The organism is Leptothoe sp. LEGE 181152 (assembly GCF_032906605.1).
Lineage (GTDB): Bacteria > Cyanobacteriota > Cyanobacteriia > Phormidesmidales > Phormidesmidaceae > Leptothoe > Leptothoe turfae.
Map to the genome: position 1 here is coordinate 176,035 of NZ_JASATU010000067.1, position 14,715 is coordinate 190,749.

A 14,715-nucleotide genomic window follows, 5' to 3' on the forward strand; every position below is an offset into this window, starting at 1 on the left:
TGCTATTCCTATGGCCAAAATTCTGACAATAGAAGGACTGGTTTGACGTTATAAGTGGAGCATGCAACCAAAGAACTAAGGATTGCTGTGGTAATATCTGGTTGACTTTGAGGAAAGTAAAGTCATTCTGGGAGCAAATTGCTCTCTGGTGTGAGGGACCCTGGCGTGCAACAACGAGATTCTCAAATTGCAAGTGATAGTCACGAGGACTTGCTCCGCATTGGCGTAATTGGTGTTGGCAACATGGGTCAACACCATGCTCGTGTACTGAGTCGCATTAAAGATGTGCAGTTGGTTGGCATTGCGGATACAAATGTTGAACGTGGTTTGTCGACCGCTGGCAAGTATGGTGTGCGTTTCTTTGAAGACTATGATGAGCTGCTGAAGCATGTGGATGCCGTTTGCATTGCTGTACCCACCCGGTTTCACCATCAAGTGGGAATGGCCTGTTTGCAGGCTGGCGTGCATATGTTAATTGAAAAGCCGATTGCCGCTAATATCAGTGAAGCCGAGTCTTTAGTAAATGCTGCTGCCGAGGCAAACTGCATTTTACAAGTCGGCCATATTGAGCGTTTTAATCCGGCTTTTCAGGAATTACATAATGTCCTCAAGACCGAAAAACTACTAGCCCTTGAGGCCCGGCGCATGAGCCCTTACTCTCAACGGGCGAATGATGTCTCGGTGGTGCTCGACCTGATGATCCATGACATCGACCTGTTGCTAGAGCTGGCGGAGGCTCCGGTGGTCAAGTTGACTGCCAGCGGTAGTCGAGCTGGGGATTCGCCGTATTTAGACTATGTGACAGCCACACTGGGGTTTGCCAATGGCATTGTCGCTACTTTGACGGCCAGTAAGGTCACTCATCGCAAGATTCGTAGCATTGCGGCCCACTGCCGTAATTCCCTAACCGAGGCTGACTTTCTCAACAATGAGATTTTGATTCACCGTCAGACAACGGCGAATACGATGACAGACTATGGCCAGGTGCTCTATCGTCAGGATGGCCTGATTGAAAAGGTCTACACCAGTAATATTGAGCCCCTCCATGCAGAACTTGAGCACTTTGTGAACTGTGCCCGAGGGGGAGGGAAGCCTTCTGTAGGGGGTGAGCAAGCGCTGAAAGCGTTGCGGTTGGCAAGTCTGATTGAGCAGATGGCCCTAGATGGTCAGGCTTGGAAGACGGATGATGAAATGGCAGGGGTGTTGCAGGCCGTTACGGTATAGCGGTAATAACAGCAGGTTCGATTGCGATCGCAATCATGCCACTATCTTTAGCCGACACACCAAAAATCACTTCACCCTCATGGGCGGTAAAAAAGCAGTGCAGGATGCCATCAACCACCCGACATAGAGCAACGGTGCCTGAACAGATCTGCCAAGCTTGCTCAGGGACGTTTAGTTCCAGGATTTCATCTTGTTGAATATGGCACGCCTTTTGAAGTGTGTCTCGGGGCTGTGCGCTCAAGGTAGACATAAGGGATATGCAAATAGACCGAAGCTAGTCTTCTAGGATAGTCAAGCAGGGGAGCAGAATAGCGCGTTTTCTTATTTATCTTAGGAATGTTGAAATAAACTTCATGGAAAACTAATGGATCAGGCCGTATGCAAGGGTAAGGGATTATGCATCATGGTCCTAACCAAGGTGGCCAACGCTATGTTTAGGATTTGACCAATGCTGCGATGGCTGAAGCAGCGGCTGTAGATGAGGAATATGGGGGCTTAATGCCGAGATATCGATACCCGCTCGCTGGGTTGAGATCGCACCCACGGCTTCCAAGTAAGACCCCACATTGACCACATTTAGATTTAAAGCGGCAGCATCAACTGCAAGGGTAGTGGGATTGTCTTTAACCGCAATAATTTGGGTAGCCGTGCCACTGAGACTCAGAGTAGCACTGCCCCCTAATGTACTGGCTGGAACAATCAGGACATCAACGTCGGGGGCGCTAATGCTGCGGGCGGTGGCCATGGTGCTGAACTGAGGCGCTTTGCTCAGTCCTGCCAGCACACAGGGTAAAAAAGTATAGCCAATTTCTTCAGCGGCAGACCGTGGAGAAATGCTCGGGTCAAGCGGCAGCGGCTGAAGGGCTGGGGCATGGGCACAGGGCACTTGAAACTCGCGTACCACCAGATGACTAATGACGGCTTCAGCGCCAGCGAGAGGATCAACACCCTGGCCCTGGCGATAGTCGGTGAGGGCATCGCTATCCATATCATCTGGAAAACGGGCAATGACAGCAATGGCGGTACAGCCCGATTGCAGCAAATGCTCGACCGCACGCAGCAGACTATCAGGGCGTTCTAATGTGCCCCAAGTAGCTGCTGCTGCCTGTTTTAGCTGTACCCCCAAGGAAGCATCTGTAGTGACATATCCATGGATCTTGAGACCAAGGGTGGCACGAGCGGCATCGGCTGCTTGCAAATGTCGCCAACGCAGATCGTCTTCAATCTCCTGGTCTAGCACCAAGCCAATGGTATTTTGATGCACTGGCTGTAGGTGCCAGCGTCCAGCAGCAAACTGGTCGAGGCCATAGCCTTCAACATAGTAGGCATTGGGTAGGGGCCAGTAGAGCTGGGCCCCATTGAGCACATTGGGATGGGTAATCAGACGATCAGTGACGGTTGCGATCGCACGAGCAACGGGCAAGGCATCCCCTGCATAGCCACCAATCGCTGCCCCTACCCCCGTAGGAACAATCATCATAGTGGTATGGGGGCGGCCATTTTGAACAATGCTCATGCTTGATCCTTGGGCACCACTGTAACCACCGCTTCTATCTGGGCGGTTGTCTTTTCTACCGATGTGATTGCCCACCGCAGGGGTTCACCATAGGTGCGCAGTTGGCTTTCAATATGGTTACGAAGCGCGATACCCGTAGTCTGAAGCTCGACCGTCATCAAAACAAACTCTGTGGTCAGGAATGTGCTGCAATCTGATGAGTTATTGTCCAAATCCGTCATGCCCGTGTGTGGTGGACAGCACCGACTTTTATGTCCGACTTTTATGTCCGATGTTGACCTGCTTTAGCGCTATAGGGTTAATTTTGAAATTGGCCAAATTGGGATTGGTAAACTGCGTCTTCCTTTTCTGTTTCTAGCTTGATATTGGACGTGGGATACGCCACACATAATAAGGCATAGCCCTTATCTTGAAGTTCTTGGCTGACCCCCATACCATCTTCTTGAGATACGCTCCCCTCAGTGATCAACGCAGCGCATGTGGTGCAGACCCCTGCGCCACAGGAGGTGGGAAGATCTAGGCCAGCCGCTTGGGCCGCAGCTAAAATCGTTTCCTGTTCATCGACAGTGATGGTTTGAACAGTCCCTTGATGTTTGATTTCAACAGAATAGGTTGCCATGTGACCAGTGGATTAAATAAAAAAATTAAAAAGCGTATTGAATGATTAGCTTAAGACAGAGGCTGCCATCAGATAAGTATGACAGCCTAACCTTGAGATTTTTCTTTGAAAACACGCTCAAATTCTTCTAGCAAATCATCCATTTCTTCTAAAGCCTGATTGACGTCGATCCGTAGTGTGCCTAGGTTAGGCTGCTCTAGTAGCTGCACCAAGGAATTTCGTTTAGCCCTGATTTGTTCAATCTGAGTTTTAAGCGTTTCTAGAGGCATAGTTATGTCTGATATCACCGTCTACCAACTCCAGAATAAGCAACTTTGGGTGCTTAATGCTATCAGGAGCTGGACCAGTCGTAGATGATGAATATACGGACAGACAGTCACTAGTATAGTCGTGAGTTCGTTTTGTATTTGCAGGAAATTTATCCTAGAACTTCCATGTTTACAAAGACCCTGAGTATTGATTCCGTGCAGGTCGGATCTAATTTTTGAGCAGGGTTTAAAGGCAAATCCCTTTACTATGGGATTAGACAAGATTGGGATTAGGCAAGACTAGGTTTGCTATCACAAACCTGTGTCTAATTGCACGAAGCAAACATCATCATTCACCACTGACGTTCATTTTTGAATTTAAATCCTACATATGCTACGCAAAGTTCCCCTCGGTGGTGTTCTACTATCAATTGGCTCTATCCTAACCCTGGTGGGCTTTGTAGCCTACTTCAAAGATATGGCCACCTTAAATTTGGCGGGATTTTTCTATGGAATTCCACTGCTCTTGGGGGGAGCAGCGTTGCGGGCTGCTGAGTTAGAGCCGGTACCTTATACTCAACCAGCTAGCGATACCGTTGTTACACTGCGGGATAAAACGGCAACCCAAACGCAAAATCAGGTTCGTAAGGATGTCACTCGCTATCGTTACGGACAGGAAGCTCACCTAGATATTGCTTTAGAGCGATTAGGATTGAGCCCTAACGATAAGCAACGCCCTATTCTTAGTGGTTTGCGTGAAGAGCTGCGGGATGGTGCATATGCCCTAGTGCTGGAGTTTGATTCACCCTACATGGCCTTAGAAACTTGGCAGGAAAAGCATGAAAAAATCGAGAGATTCTTCGGGCCTAATATTCGGGCTGAAATTGAATCACTGCCTGAGGATCAGGTGGAGTTAGCGCTGGTTACGACAGCGGCGGCAGCCTAAGGCTCTTCCAGTGAATATTTCATGCACGTTAATGCATAGCTCGCGTCAGAGACTTAGGTGAATTAGCCGAGCGGCCAGAAGACTGTCTTAAAATTTAACCCCTAGCACCTAATACCTTTGATTATGTCACTAACCTGGAGACTGCCTATCAGGCAGAACTAGCCATTACCACAGTACTTACTACACACTGATAATGCCTGACCACTGTACTTGCTTAAGCTTAGTACGACGGTAAGAGAAAAAACGCTCGGGTTCTTGAAACGTGCAGTGGGGTGCAGTGGCTACCTGGTCCGATGCGAGGCCCATCTGTTCTAGCTGCATTTCGTTGATACGACGAACATCTAGACGCACATGACCGGGCTTGCTATCGGGTAATAGGGGCGGACTATCTACCGTTAATAGATGGGCAACGATGTCTGCTGGATTGGCAAATTGGTCCGCATCGACGACGCTGAGGCCCATTTGGGTGGCAACATCTTCTCCCACCTGGTAGACTTCACCTGCGATCGCAGGTCCCAGCAAAACACGCAAATCCTGGAGTTGCGAGCCTTGAGCCTGTAGCTTCGCAATGGCGGTGGGGACAATTTTCTGCGCAGTACCACGCCAGCCCGCATGGGCAGCGGCCACTTGCCCAGTACGTTCGTCCGCAATCAGTGCAGGCGTACAGTCTGCCGTGCAGACCCACGTGGCTTGACCCGCTTTACTACTAAAGCAACCATCTGCATGGGGACGCTCAATGTCCTCATCTGAGACCTGACTGCTACCACTGGCTACGAGGGTCTTAGTCCCGGTTCTGACGGCCTCTGGAGCAAGGACGACATTGCCATGGACTTGTTTTGTTCTGAGTACCTCGGCATTCTTGCTCAACGCTGACGTGAGAACTTCAGGGAGTTGGGGCGCAAATGCCGAAGTGAAGAAGCCATGGGGTTGGGCAATCAGATCGCAGGTTAAATAGGGCTGACCTTGCCAGGTCTGCCAGGTCCAATTGTGCATGGGAGAGAACGGGGTAAAAGGTGAGTAGGGTCAAGATTGACACGCTACCAGCTTAGCCTTTACTTCCGATCTCAACTTGAGCAAGCCATATTCCAAACCTTCGACGACCGCCTTATAGGACGCCTCCAAAATGTTGGGAGAAAGTCCTACGGTGGTCCAACGATGTTCGCCATCCCCAAATTCCACCAGCACGCGGGTCTTCGCAGCAGTACCTGAAGCACTGTCTAGAATGCGCACCTTGTAGTCGGTCAAGTAAAATCTCTCTAACTCTGGATAAAAGCGTTCTAATGCCTTGCGGAGAGCATGGTCTAGAGCCTCTACAGGGCCATTTCCTTCAGCTGCGTGGAGTAAGATTTTGCCATCCACAGACACCTTAACGGTGGCCAAAGAAGAGCTGCCCGCCGGGTCCTCAGGGGAACAATTCACGCCGCTGCCAGCGTAGGGCATCCGCTCGCAATGCACCTGAAATCCATACACATCAAACATTTTTGGCCGTTGCCCCAAGGCCTCCCGCATCAATAATTCAAAACTAGCCTCCGCAGCTTCAAACTGATAGCCCTCGTCTTCTAAGGACTTTAGCCGATGCAGTAGCTGCCGCGAGGTGGGACTGGTGCGATCTAGTTTGAGACCAAAGCTGCGGGCTTTAGCCATGACATTGCTTAACCCTGCCTGATCAGAAATTACAATGCGGCGCAGATTACCCACAGCAGTCGGTTCAATATGCTCGTAGGTTTTGGGATTTCGTTCTACAGCGCTGACATGAATACCGCCTTTGTGAGCAAAAGCTGACAGCCCCACATAAGGAGCATGCTCATTTGGCGCTAAATTGACTATTTCACTCACATATCGGCTGGTTTCCGCCAGAGTCGCCAACTTTTCTGCCGGTAGACAGTTGTAGCCAAGCTTCAGCTGAAGATTGGGAATTAATGAACATAGATTGGCATTACCGCACCGTTCGCCATAGCCGTTGATGGTGCCTTGAACCATGGTGACCCCTTCTAGGGCAGCTGTCAGAGAGTTAGCAACGGCCAGATCGCCATCGTTATGGGTATGGATACCTAACTGAGGAGGATTTTTCAAATTCAACGTGGCCAACCACTGGCCAACTGTGCGTACAATCTCCGTGATCTGATGGGGTAACATGCCGCCGTTGGTGTCGCATAGCACCAACCACTCCGCACCAGCCCGAAGCGCAGCTTCCAAGGTTTGGACTGCATATGTAGGATTGCTTACATAACCATCAAACCAGTGCTCAGCATCGTATATGACCCGTCGTCCTTGCCGTCTTAAATAGGCAATGGAGTCGTAGATCATGGATAGATTTTCATTCAACTCCGTCTTTAACCCCTCGGTAACGTGGAGATCCCAAGACTTACCAAACAGGGTTAACCAGTTAGTTCTTGCTGCTAAAGCTGCTGCTAAGGTGACATCCTCTGTCACTGGCATATGGGGGCGGCGAGTCGAGCAAAAAGCAACGACTTCAGCCTGACGCAATGGGTGCTGCTGGAGCTGAGAAAAAAACTGCCCATCTTTCGGATTCGCTCCTGGCCATCCCCCCTCGATAAAGGGAATCCCCAGATCGTCTAAGCGGCGAGCAATATTCAATTTATCTTCAACCGAAAGGGACAACCCCTCGCGCTGCGCACCATCCCGCAGAGTAGTGTCGTAAATCCAAAGCTGAGTGTTTTGAGACATAGCAACAGAGAACACAATGTAGTGAATGAAGCCTAGAAATAGTAGATGTAGAGGATGCTTCCTGTGATATTTGCTGAGTGTCGAATTCTGAACTTTATTTGATTTTTATTTTTTAGATACGTGGCAATTTAAAGACCCTGTGTACCGAGTTTAGACCTTTGATGAAGATATTCACAACCCAAAATGGGAAATGAACGGATGAGGATCAATCCTCTTAACCACAAGTGTTTGGCAGCATTTTATACTCTTTGTGACAGGCTATTTTTTGAGTCGTTTAAGTCATATCATCTCACTACTTTTATGAAGGCCATGGAAAAGCTGCGAAAACTTCAGGTTATGGCTTAATTCACTGATAAATATTTAGTGATATTTGCAATGTTTCTAAATCAAAACGCCTAAGTGTTTTACACATCTAAACTGTTATTTATCAAACTATCTACACAGACTTGAATTTGCCACATAAGAAACTGGAATATAGTTTGAAATGCTTAACACAATGATTCCCATGCCAAACGTGACTGCTCAAGGACAAACCTTTGAATGTGAAACGGGTGCCAATCTCAGACGTGTGCTTTTAGATAACGACATTGCTCTATACAATGGCAACGCTAATTTGATTAACTGCCGTGGTATCGGTAGCTGTGGAACCTGTGCTGTGATGATCGAGGGTGAGGTATCAGCGGCAAATTGGAAGGATCGGGGTCGACGGTCACTACCGCCCCATACCCCTGAGCGTCCCCTGCGCTTAGCCTGCCAAACCACTGTACTGGGGGATATTACAGTGACTAAATACGATCAGTTTTGGGGACAGGGACAAACGTTAGTGTGGTGAGGCGTTAAAGTTTAGACCCAAAGTTGTTAGAGTTAATGTCTGAATTCCTGCAAATAGTGGCTCCATTTTTCAAGAACTGGGTAATGATAAAAGGCGGTGGTAGTAAGGAGGGGATAGGCGTATGAATAAGTTTATCTTGGGTGGTATTCTGGCGGCGATTTCACTGATGGCCATCTACGGCACCAGTGCGTCTAACCAAGTAGCATCTTGGGTGGACCAAACTGATGATGCCCCGTCTTCCCAAACTAATTTTGAGGCGGCTGACGATGCCACAAGTGGCACCGTAGTAGCACTGAATGGAGATGATGCGAATGGTAATTCCATTGGAATTATTAGTAGTCGAACACCGTTAGAAAAGGCAGGGGAGATTCCTCAACGTCAAGTTGTCGATGTGCAAAGTGCTCCGGCCTTTGGTATCAATGCTCAAACCAACAATGCTGGGGATGATACCGATGGCGTTGTTGTTGAGCCCAACCCCACGGCTGGAGAGACGGCTCAAACTACACCGCAAACGCCCCCTGCAAATCAGGGACAAGCGCAGCCGCAACCCACCAATCAGAACCAAAATCAGCCGCCTGTTAGGGCGCTTTGGTAGGGTAAACTGATGCACTTGTTGTGTTTCAGGATGTAACTCATCTTCGAGACAGGACAATCTGTTAAGGTCTGTTCTGCGCCTAGATATTACAGACAATGTCTTCCTAAAATTGGCACCGTCGTTAAGACTTGCTGGGCGGCTATTGCTTGCAAGCATTGTTTATTCTTGCAAACATTGTTTATTGAAGAGGTGGTTGATAAAAACCTATGGGTCAGGCAGATGTGCTGGTGATTGGTGGCGGGATTGTTGGGCTTGCGATCGCAACCGAACTTCGCCAGCAAGGGGCTACCGTTACCGTACTCAGTCGTGATTTTAATGCGGCTGCGGGACACGCGGCTGCAGGCATGTTAGCTCCGAGTGCTGAAGGCTTAACAGGGGCTCTGTTGGATCTGAGCCAGCGAAGTCTTGCCCTCTATGCCAGCTGGAGTCGTAAGTTAGAGGAACTGACGGGTCAAGATACCGGCTTTTGGCCCTGTGGGATTCTCACCCCTGTGTTCTCTTTAGAGCATGCTTCACCAGGTTTACTCAGCCAGGCCGCTATTCATAGCTATCAGCCTCACCTTAACCCCAATGTTCAGGGAGGTTACTGGTACCCCGAAGAGGGGCAGGTCGATACTCGCGCCCTGCTTCAGGCCCTGCGCATTGGAGCCCAAGAACTGGGAGTGGACATCCAAGAAGGGGTGAGTGCTGAGGCGTTTTTGCAACATAATCAGCAGGTCACTGGGGTACTGACATCCAATGGTCAGCAGCAGGCGGGGCATTACGTTTTGGCGGCTGGTGCTTGGTCCAGTGAGCTATTGCCCATTCCCATAATCTCCCGTAAAGGACAAATGGCCGCTCTAGGCACACCGCCCAATTTTCCCTATCGCCTCAATCGGGTTTTGTATGGGGAGCATATCTACATAGTGCCGCGCAAAGATGGACGGATTGTGCTGGGGGCAACCAATGAGGATGTTGGATTTACCCCCCATAATACGCCTGCTGGTGTGGCACAGTTGCTCAACGAGGCAGTACGGTTATATCCGTCATTGGCTGATTGTCCCTTACAAGACTGTTGGTGGGGATATCGCCCTACAACACCTGATGAAGCACCTATTTTGGGACCTAGTCAATGCCATAATCTGACCTTGGCAACGGGGCATCACCGGAATGGTGTGCTGCTGACGCCAATTACTGCCAAGCTGATTGTTGAATCGATTCAAGGTCAGCCTGATCCGCTGTTGGCAACGTTTCATTGGGAACGGTTTATGGGGGCAGCGAAGCAGGGTATTGCCGATGCTGCGGGGATGGTGGGCGGCGGCCATCCTACCGATTCACAAAATTCTACTGCCGCCCCTGATTCCGAGTCGTTGGGTTGCACCCGTTCAACCCAATCTACGTTTTTTTCGATTCCTACAAAAATGCAAACTCTTTCTGCTCCTCCGATTACGACTGATGATGATGCTCTTGTTATTGCCGGACGGTCTTTCTCGTCACGATTGATGACGGGTACGGGTAAATTTGACAATTTTGATACGATGCGGGCTAGTCTGGCCGCTAGCGGTAGCCAAATTGTGACGGTGGCTGTACGTCGGGTGCAGACCAATGCTCCTGGCCATGAAGGTCTGGCTCAAGCAATTGACTGGCAGAAGGTTTGGATGTTGCCCAATACGGCTGGATGTACCAGTGCCGATGAGGCGATTCGAGTGGCTCGTTTAGGCAGAGAGATGGCAAAGCTGTTGGGGCAGGAAGACAACAACTTTGTGAAATTAGAGGTGATTCCAGATTCAAAATATTTGTTGCCTGATCCCATTGGTACACTACAGGCGGCGGAACAACTCGTAAAAGAAGGGTTTGCTGTACTGCCCTATATCAATGCCGATCCGATTTTGGCCAAGCATCTTGAGGAAGCTGGGTGTGCGACAGTGATGCCGCTGGGCTCTCCCATTGGGTCAGGTCAGGGGGTGCGCAACGCGGCTAACATTGGCATTATTGTTGAGCAAGCCACCATACCGGTGGTGGTAGACGCAGGAATTGGTAGCCCCAGTGAAGCTGCCGAATCTATGGAGATGGGGGCGGATGCGTTGTTGATTAATACTGCGATCGCAAAAGCTCAAGACCCTGTGAAAATGGGTCGAGCCATGGGATTGGCGACTGAGGCAGGACGCTTAGCCTATTTAGCCGGTCGTATTCCAGTGAAAGCCTATGCCAGTGCTAGTTCGCCACTCACAGGTACGATCACGGGCTAATTAATCTATATTCATAGAAATTGGCATTCAATCGGTAATATCAACTATATTCGGTGAATGATCGAATCCGTTGAGGTATTTACCATGGGGCTTGTGCAGTTCATGCAACGGCTAGGGATTATTGTTCCTTTTGCTTTGCTTCTGGGTCTGAGTGCAACAAGTAGGGCACAGACCGAAGAACTCAGCTTAGATGAACTGTACAGGCTTTGCAGCAGTTTTCCTTTTAATTCTCGCTGTGAGGGGTTTGAAGCACCGATACCCCTGAATGATCGAGATGGCACCCAGGTGAACTGTGGTTTAGATTTATCTCAGGTTGATGCCTCTGGTGATTGTCGACTATTGATTGAAGACAATATCCTCGTCGTGTATGCAGAAGAGGGTGATCCCATTGAGCCTCTGGATAACCAAAAAGGGAGTCGAGAGATTCGTATCCCCTTTGATCAGATTTTTTCCACAGCCTTACGTATTTGGGATAGAGAAATCGATGCCACTGCATTTTTCGTAGGTGGCCAACTCTATATTCAACGCAACGAGGCTGAATATGGTGGCTTTGAGCGCGACTATGTGCCAGGGGATAGCGATGAACGAGAAGGGCGTGGCAAAGAAGATTTTGCTGAAGTTGCCATTGGCTTTATTGAGTCTCCAGAGACCGATGGACACCGCAGCAATATTTTGCGTGTGACGTCGACAGAAGAGTTTGGTGCTTACTTGTTAGAGCAGCTAGGCCGTGGAGATATTGGCGCTATAACAACGACACTAACCACACCCAACGTATCTGTTGAAGATGCACGGCAACAGCTAATGGAGACCAATGCCTGCATTCGTTGTGATCTTAGCGGGGTCGATTTGAGTGAATTAGATCTGGATAAGGCTAATTTGGAAGGGGCTGTGCTTGCTGGTGCGAATCTATCAGGCGCTGATTTTTCAGAAGCCTATCTGGTGGGTGCCGATTTGAGTGGAGCCAACCTGACGGAAACAGACTTTAGTCGGGCAAAGCTAGGCTTAGCAAATTTATCAGCCGCCACCATGGATGCTGTTGATTTACATGCCGCCAGTTTGCCCTTAGCGAATTTACAGGATGCCAAGATGCCGAATGCTGAGCTGGGTGGTGCCCATTTGGCAGGGGCTAACCTGATCAACGTAGACCTGAGTAACGCCGATCTAACAGAATTCACCTCCACAGGATTTATTCCCTTTTTAGGACTTCAGCGATTTCGCCTCTATGCCAATTTACGAGGTGCTGATCTCACTAACAGTACCCTTTCCATGGCTGACTTTGATGATGCCGTTTTAGCTGATGCCCAACTAGTGGGTGCAAACTTAACTGACGCAAATCTCAATGATGTTGCTCTGCGAGGTGCTGATCTGACGGGGGCTACTGTTGCTGAAGATATTCTCGCTGAGGCAAGACTGTGTGGTGCAACAATGCCCAGTGGAGACGTGTTTACTGAAGGATGTGAAGATGAGTAATGTCAGTTTTAAGTGCTTGATTGTGCATTTTGCATTACGGCGATCTTTTGTAAATGAAGACGATTACATGATCGGTCACCCCTGAATTTGAAGTATACAATCTGCTGAAAGCAGCGTTTTACCTTGATCACTGACTACGGTACAGGCAGGTGTGAGTTGCTGTAAGGCAGAGGGTTGTTGCTGTAGCTGTTCTATGGCTGATGATAGCTCTGCGTCAAACTGTCGTAGCCACTGGCGTGGCATATTATCGGCATTAAACGAGTTCTCATCGATCAGCCAAAAATCAATACCGTAGTCAGTAATAACTGAGTGGAGTTTGGATAGGTCTGGGCTATATTGGGCGGCCATCAAGTCTAAAATACGAGATCGAATTTGGCTGTAATAGCCTTGGTGGTAGGCCAAACTATGCCCTGGGCTGACAAGCACTGAACGACCTGTAAAGGCTGGAATATTCTCAGCTTCCTTCGCTAAAGAAGCGATCCGAATATCGCGGGGCTGTTGTTGTAAATACCCATAGAGTGCGGTGCGATTCGAGTTCACATACACCACATTGAGAAAACTGTTGAGTAAACCCGGATAACCTACGGTAATTACAGTAAAGCCAATTACCAAGCTGAGAGCGACTCCCTGCCGCCATAAATGAGACTGATGCAAACGTCGGAGAGCTGCGTCTAATAGCGTCACTAATACTATGGCGGCGGCTAGAGAGAAAATGATTTTAATGCTGTGGCGGCTGTAGCGGCTAGGTAAGTGCAGACGAAATAGGAGGGCGTGGGAGGCGAAAAACATGATGACTGAGGCAAGCCATAGCTGATGAAGGATAGCACCGTTGCGGGTGGCTGTTTTTAGCAGGGGCAGCCGCAGTCGATAGAGCAGGGGCAACAATAATGCAGCGCAAATGGTGACAGGAACAACGGGCGGTAGCAGACCGCTGCGGGCAGCAAATAACCAGTATCTCAGCGGGTTGTTATAGAAAAAAGCATTACGACTACCGGGTTGAAACTCCGCCATGCCCCTGGCTTGTTCTAGGGTGACCACAGGGCCATAGGGTGAGGTGCCCATGGCGTAGGGTAACAATACAAGACTAGCCACTGCCAGACCTACAGCCAAAAACTTCCAAGCATCTGGTTTTCGTGGCGGCCAGATCACCTGTAGCCCTAACAGCGTCAATGAGACAAACACAGTCTGGGGGTAAAACAATCCCTGGAGACCGAGCACTATGGCACAAGGGACAAGTTGTCGCCGCACTACATACAGTAAAAAGGCCAAAATCAACAAAATGTTGAAGGCTTTAGGGGTGGCGGAGGCTAGTTCATCCCACATCCACAGGGATTGATTGAGAATAATCGTGCTGGTAAACGCGACTAGCGGCACAGGGATAATGGCCATGGCCAGGTAAAAGGCATAGGCTGTGCCGATGACGCCCAAAACGGGAGGCAGCAGTTTACTCAATAGAAATGGATGCAGTCCTACTTTGGCACCCAGCCAATAGAGAGCCTTATAACCACCGGGAGCGACTGATTGAAAATAGTCGGCAATAATATCGTCTGGGAATAGGCCAGGATCAACATAACGCAGCATCCAAAATAGGTGCTGCCGACCGTCGTCTGCAATGGTGTACGGCCCCGCAAAGGCAATTCGCCAGAACAAAATGCCATAAATCGTGGCAATAATCAGGCTCGCTGCTAACCAGATACGCTGATTTTTGGGGGTGGAACGGAGGCCGTGTTGATTGATCCAGGCCGCAATAGTCTTCAAGGTATCACCAGAAAATCGGTCAGGCCCATCTTACTAGTGTTGCGCCCAGCTTAGGTGGCTTTCACCAGGACCAAATCGCCATCGATAATCGCCTCATAGGAGGCTAAGGGGTCGGTGGCAGGACCGGTGGCCACGCTGCCGTCAGTGTTGAATTTTGAGCCATGGCAGGGACAGGCAAAAGCGTCATCTTTCCACTCGACGCTACAGCCCTGGTGAGTGCACATGGAGTTAAGGGCGATCAGACTATCGGCATTCGCTGGGTCACGAATAACAATTACGGGACCAGCAATAAAGCTTTTCTTGCCTAAATAGCCATTGGCATCTAAATCGGCCACTTTACCGAGGGCGGCAAACCCATCTTCTCTAGGCGTTTCATCAATGGCTGCCGGTGCCTTTGTGGTGGCATCAGGTGCATCGGCGGTTTCTGTAGAGGTAGTTTCTGTGGGATTGCAGGCTGCGATCGCAATCGGCAAAGATGTAGCCAACAGCCCCAACCCAAACAGGTTGCCAAACTCACGACGTTTCATATAAAGTCCTCTCTCCTTTGGTTTTTAAAGCCTGACCCTGCACCTATGGATACCTCTGCAATAC

At 49.4% G+C, this 14,715-nt stretch carries 15 protein-coding genes; 6 read left to right on the forward strand and 9 right to left on the reverse strand.

Annotated elements, in window-relative coordinates; genetic code table 11:
• The first annotated feature begins 165 nt into the window (after window positions 1–165).
• On the forward strand, window positions 166–1,224 hold the full coding sequence (locus QGP82_RS33100) for a Gfo/Idh/MocA family oxidoreductase (RefSeq protein ID WP_163663583.1): 1,059 nt from the start codon (window positions 166–168) through the stop codon (window positions 1,222–1,224).
• On the opposite strand, the gene QGP82_RS33105 is transcribed toward QGP82_RS33100, so the two are convergent.
• The 5 genes from QGP82_RS33105 to QGP82_RS33125 form a co-directional block, all read right to left on the reverse strand.
• Window positions 1,214–1,474, reverse strand: coding sequence for a hypothetical protein (locus QGP82_RS33105; RefSeq protein WP_499062143.1), 261 nt, complete (start codon window positions 1,472–1,474; stop codon window positions 1,214–1,216). The genes QGP82_RS33100 and QGP82_RS33105 overlap by 11 nt on opposite strands.
• A 159-nt stretch (window positions 1,475–1,633) precedes the next feature.
• The gene (locus tag QGP82_RS33110; RefSeq protein ID WP_499062145.1) at window positions 1,634–2,740 is read right to left on the reverse strand and encodes a DUF3326 domain-containing protein; all 1,107 of its coding nucleotides are present in this window, start codon (window positions 2,738–2,740) and stop codon (window positions 1,634–1,636) included.
• Window positions 2,737–2,961, reverse strand: coding sequence for a DUF8621 family protein (locus QGP82_RS33115; protein ID WP_264315327.1), 225 nt, complete (start codon window positions 2,959–2,961; stop codon window positions 2,737–2,739). The genes QGP82_RS33110 and QGP82_RS33115 overlap by 4 nt, the downstream gene beginning before the upstream one ends.
• Window positions 2,962–3,038: 77 nt before the next feature.
• Window positions 3,039–3,359 (reverse strand): 2Fe-2S iron-sulfur cluster-binding protein, encoded by a 321-nt coding sequence (locus QGP82_RS33120; RefSeq protein WP_006517677.1) that lies wholly within the window; start codon window positions 3,357–3,359, stop codon window positions 3,039–3,041.
• A gap of 86 nt (window positions 3,360–3,445) precedes the next feature.
• Window positions 3,446–3,628, reverse strand: coding sequence for a hypothetical protein (locus tag QGP82_RS33125; protein ID WP_006517676.1), 183 nt, complete (start codon window positions 3,626–3,628; stop codon window positions 3,446–3,448).
• A 370-nt stretch (window positions 3,629–3,998) separates the two neighbouring features.
• Here QGP82_RS33125 and QGP82_RS33130 point away from each other — a divergent pair, with 370 nt between their 5' ends.
• A complete protein-coding gene (locus QGP82_RS33130) occupies window positions 3,999–4,553 on the forward strand; it encodes a DUF2854 domain-containing protein (RefSeq protein WP_163663589.1) in 555 nt (184 codons plus the stop codon).
• Window positions 4,554–4,733: 180 nt separating this feature from the next.
• Here QGP82_RS33130 and pgeF read toward each other — a convergent pair whose 3' ends face one another.
• Together pgeF and cimA are read right to left on the reverse strand one after the other, a co-directional pair.
• On the reverse strand, window positions 4,734–5,546 hold the full coding sequence (gene pgeF / locus QGP82_RS33135) for a peptidoglycan editing factor PgeF (protein WP_499062147.1): 813 nt from the start codon (window positions 5,544–5,546) through the stop codon (window positions 4,734–4,736).
• A gap of 30 nt (window positions 5,547–5,576) precedes the next feature.
• The gene (gene cimA / locus QGP82_RS33140; RefSeq protein ID WP_163663593.1) at window positions 5,577–7,241 is read right to left on the reverse strand and encodes a citramalate synthase; all 1,665 of its coding nucleotides are present in this window, start codon (window positions 7,239–7,241) and stop codon (window positions 5,577–5,579) included.
• 505 nt (window positions 7,242–7,746) lie between these two features.
• Between cimA and QGP82_RS33145 the strand changes: the two genes are divergently transcribed.
• The 4 genes from QGP82_RS33145 (at window position 7,747) to QGP82_RS33160 (ending at window position 12,366) form a co-directional block, all read left to right on the forward strand.
• Window positions 7,747–8,073, forward strand: coding sequence for a 2Fe-2S iron-sulfur cluster-binding protein (locus tag QGP82_RS33145; protein WP_036021464.1), 327 nt, complete (start codon window positions 7,747–7,749; stop codon window positions 8,071–8,073).
• 121 nt (window positions 8,074–8,194) lie between these two features.
• The gene (locus QGP82_RS33150) at window positions 8,195–8,668 is read left to right on the forward strand and encodes a hypothetical protein (RefSeq protein ID WP_499062148.1); all 474 of its coding nucleotides are present in this window, start codon (window positions 8,195–8,197) and stop codon (window positions 8,666–8,668) included.
• 206 nt (window positions 8,669–8,874) lie between these two features.
• Complete coding sequence (gene thiO / locus QGP82_RS33155) at window positions 8,875–10,896, forward strand: glycine oxidase ThiO (protein WP_499062149.1); 2,022 nt, start codon at window positions 8,875–8,877, stop codon at window positions 10,894–10,896.
• A gap of 84 nt (window positions 10,897–10,980) precedes the next feature.
• Entirely contained in the window at window positions 10,981–12,366 is a 1,386-nt protein-coding gene (locus tag QGP82_RS33160) for a pentapeptide repeat-containing protein (protein WP_499062151.1), read from the forward strand.
• Window positions 12,367–12,441: 75 nt separating this feature from the next.
• Here the strand turns inward: QGP82_RS33160 and QGP82_RS33165 are convergent, their stop codons facing one another.
• A complete protein-coding gene (locus QGP82_RS33165) occupies window positions 12,442–14,124 on the reverse strand; it encodes a hypothetical protein (RefSeq protein ID WP_499062152.1) in 1,683 nt (560 codons plus the stop codon).
• 50 nt (window positions 14,125–14,174) lie between these two features.
• Window positions 14,175–14,651, reverse strand: coding sequence for a QcrA and Rieske domain-containing protein (locus QGP82_RS33170; protein WP_163698778.1), 477 nt, complete (start codon window positions 14,649–14,651; stop codon window positions 14,175–14,177).
• Window positions 14,652–14,715 lie beyond the last annotated feature (64 nt).

Coding starts and splice junctions, on each gene's coding strand:
- QGP82_RS33145 (WP_036021464.1), top strand. CDS start 7,747: ATGCCAAACGTGACTGCTCAAGGACAAACCTTTGAATGTGAAACGGGT.
- QGP82_RS33110 (WP_499062145.1), bottom strand. CDS start 2,740: ATGAGCATTGTTCAAAATGGCCGCCCCCATACCACTATGATGATTGTT.
- QGP82_RS33120 (WP_006517677.1), bottom strand. CDS start 3,359: ATGGCAACCTATTCTGTTGAAATCAAACATCAAGGGACTGTTCAAACC.
- QGP82_RS33150 (WP_499062148.1), top strand. CDS start 8,195: ATGAATAAGTTTATCTTGGGTGGTATTCTGGCGGCGATTTCACTGATG.
- QGP82_RS33170 (WP_163698778.1), bottom strand. CDS start 14,651: ATGAAACGTCGTGAGTTTGGCAACCTGTTTGGGTTGGGGCTGTTGGCT.
- QGP82_RS33130 (WP_163663589.1), top strand. CDS start 3,999: ATGCTACGCAAAGTTCCCCTCGGTGGTGTTCTACTATCAATTGGCTCT.
- QGP82_RS33160 (WP_499062151.1), top strand. CDS start 10,981: ATGGGGCTTGTGCAGTTCATGCAACGGCTAGGGATTATTGTTCCTTTT.
- QGP82_RS33115 (WP_264315327.1), bottom strand. CDS start 2,961: ATGACGGATTTGGACAATAACTCATCAGATTGCAGCACATTCCTGACC.
- QGP82_RS33125 (WP_006517676.1), bottom strand. CDS start 3,628: ATGCCTCTAGAAACGCTTAAAACTCAGATTGAACAAATCAGGGCTAAA.
- thiO (WP_499062149.1), top strand. CDS start 8,875: ATGGGTCAGGCAGATGTGCTGGTGATTGGTGGCGGGATTGTTGGGCTT.
- pgeF (WP_499062147.1), bottom strand. CDS start 5,546: ATGCACAATTGGACCTGGCAGACCTGGCAAGGTCAGCCCTATTTAACC.
- QGP82_RS33105 (WP_499062143.1), bottom strand. CDS start 1,474: ATGTCTACCTTGAGCGCACAGCCCCGAGACACACTTCAAAAGGCGTGC.
- cimA (WP_163663593.1), bottom strand. CDS start 7,241: ATGTCTCAAAACACTCAGCTTTGGATTTACGACACTACTCTGCGGGAT.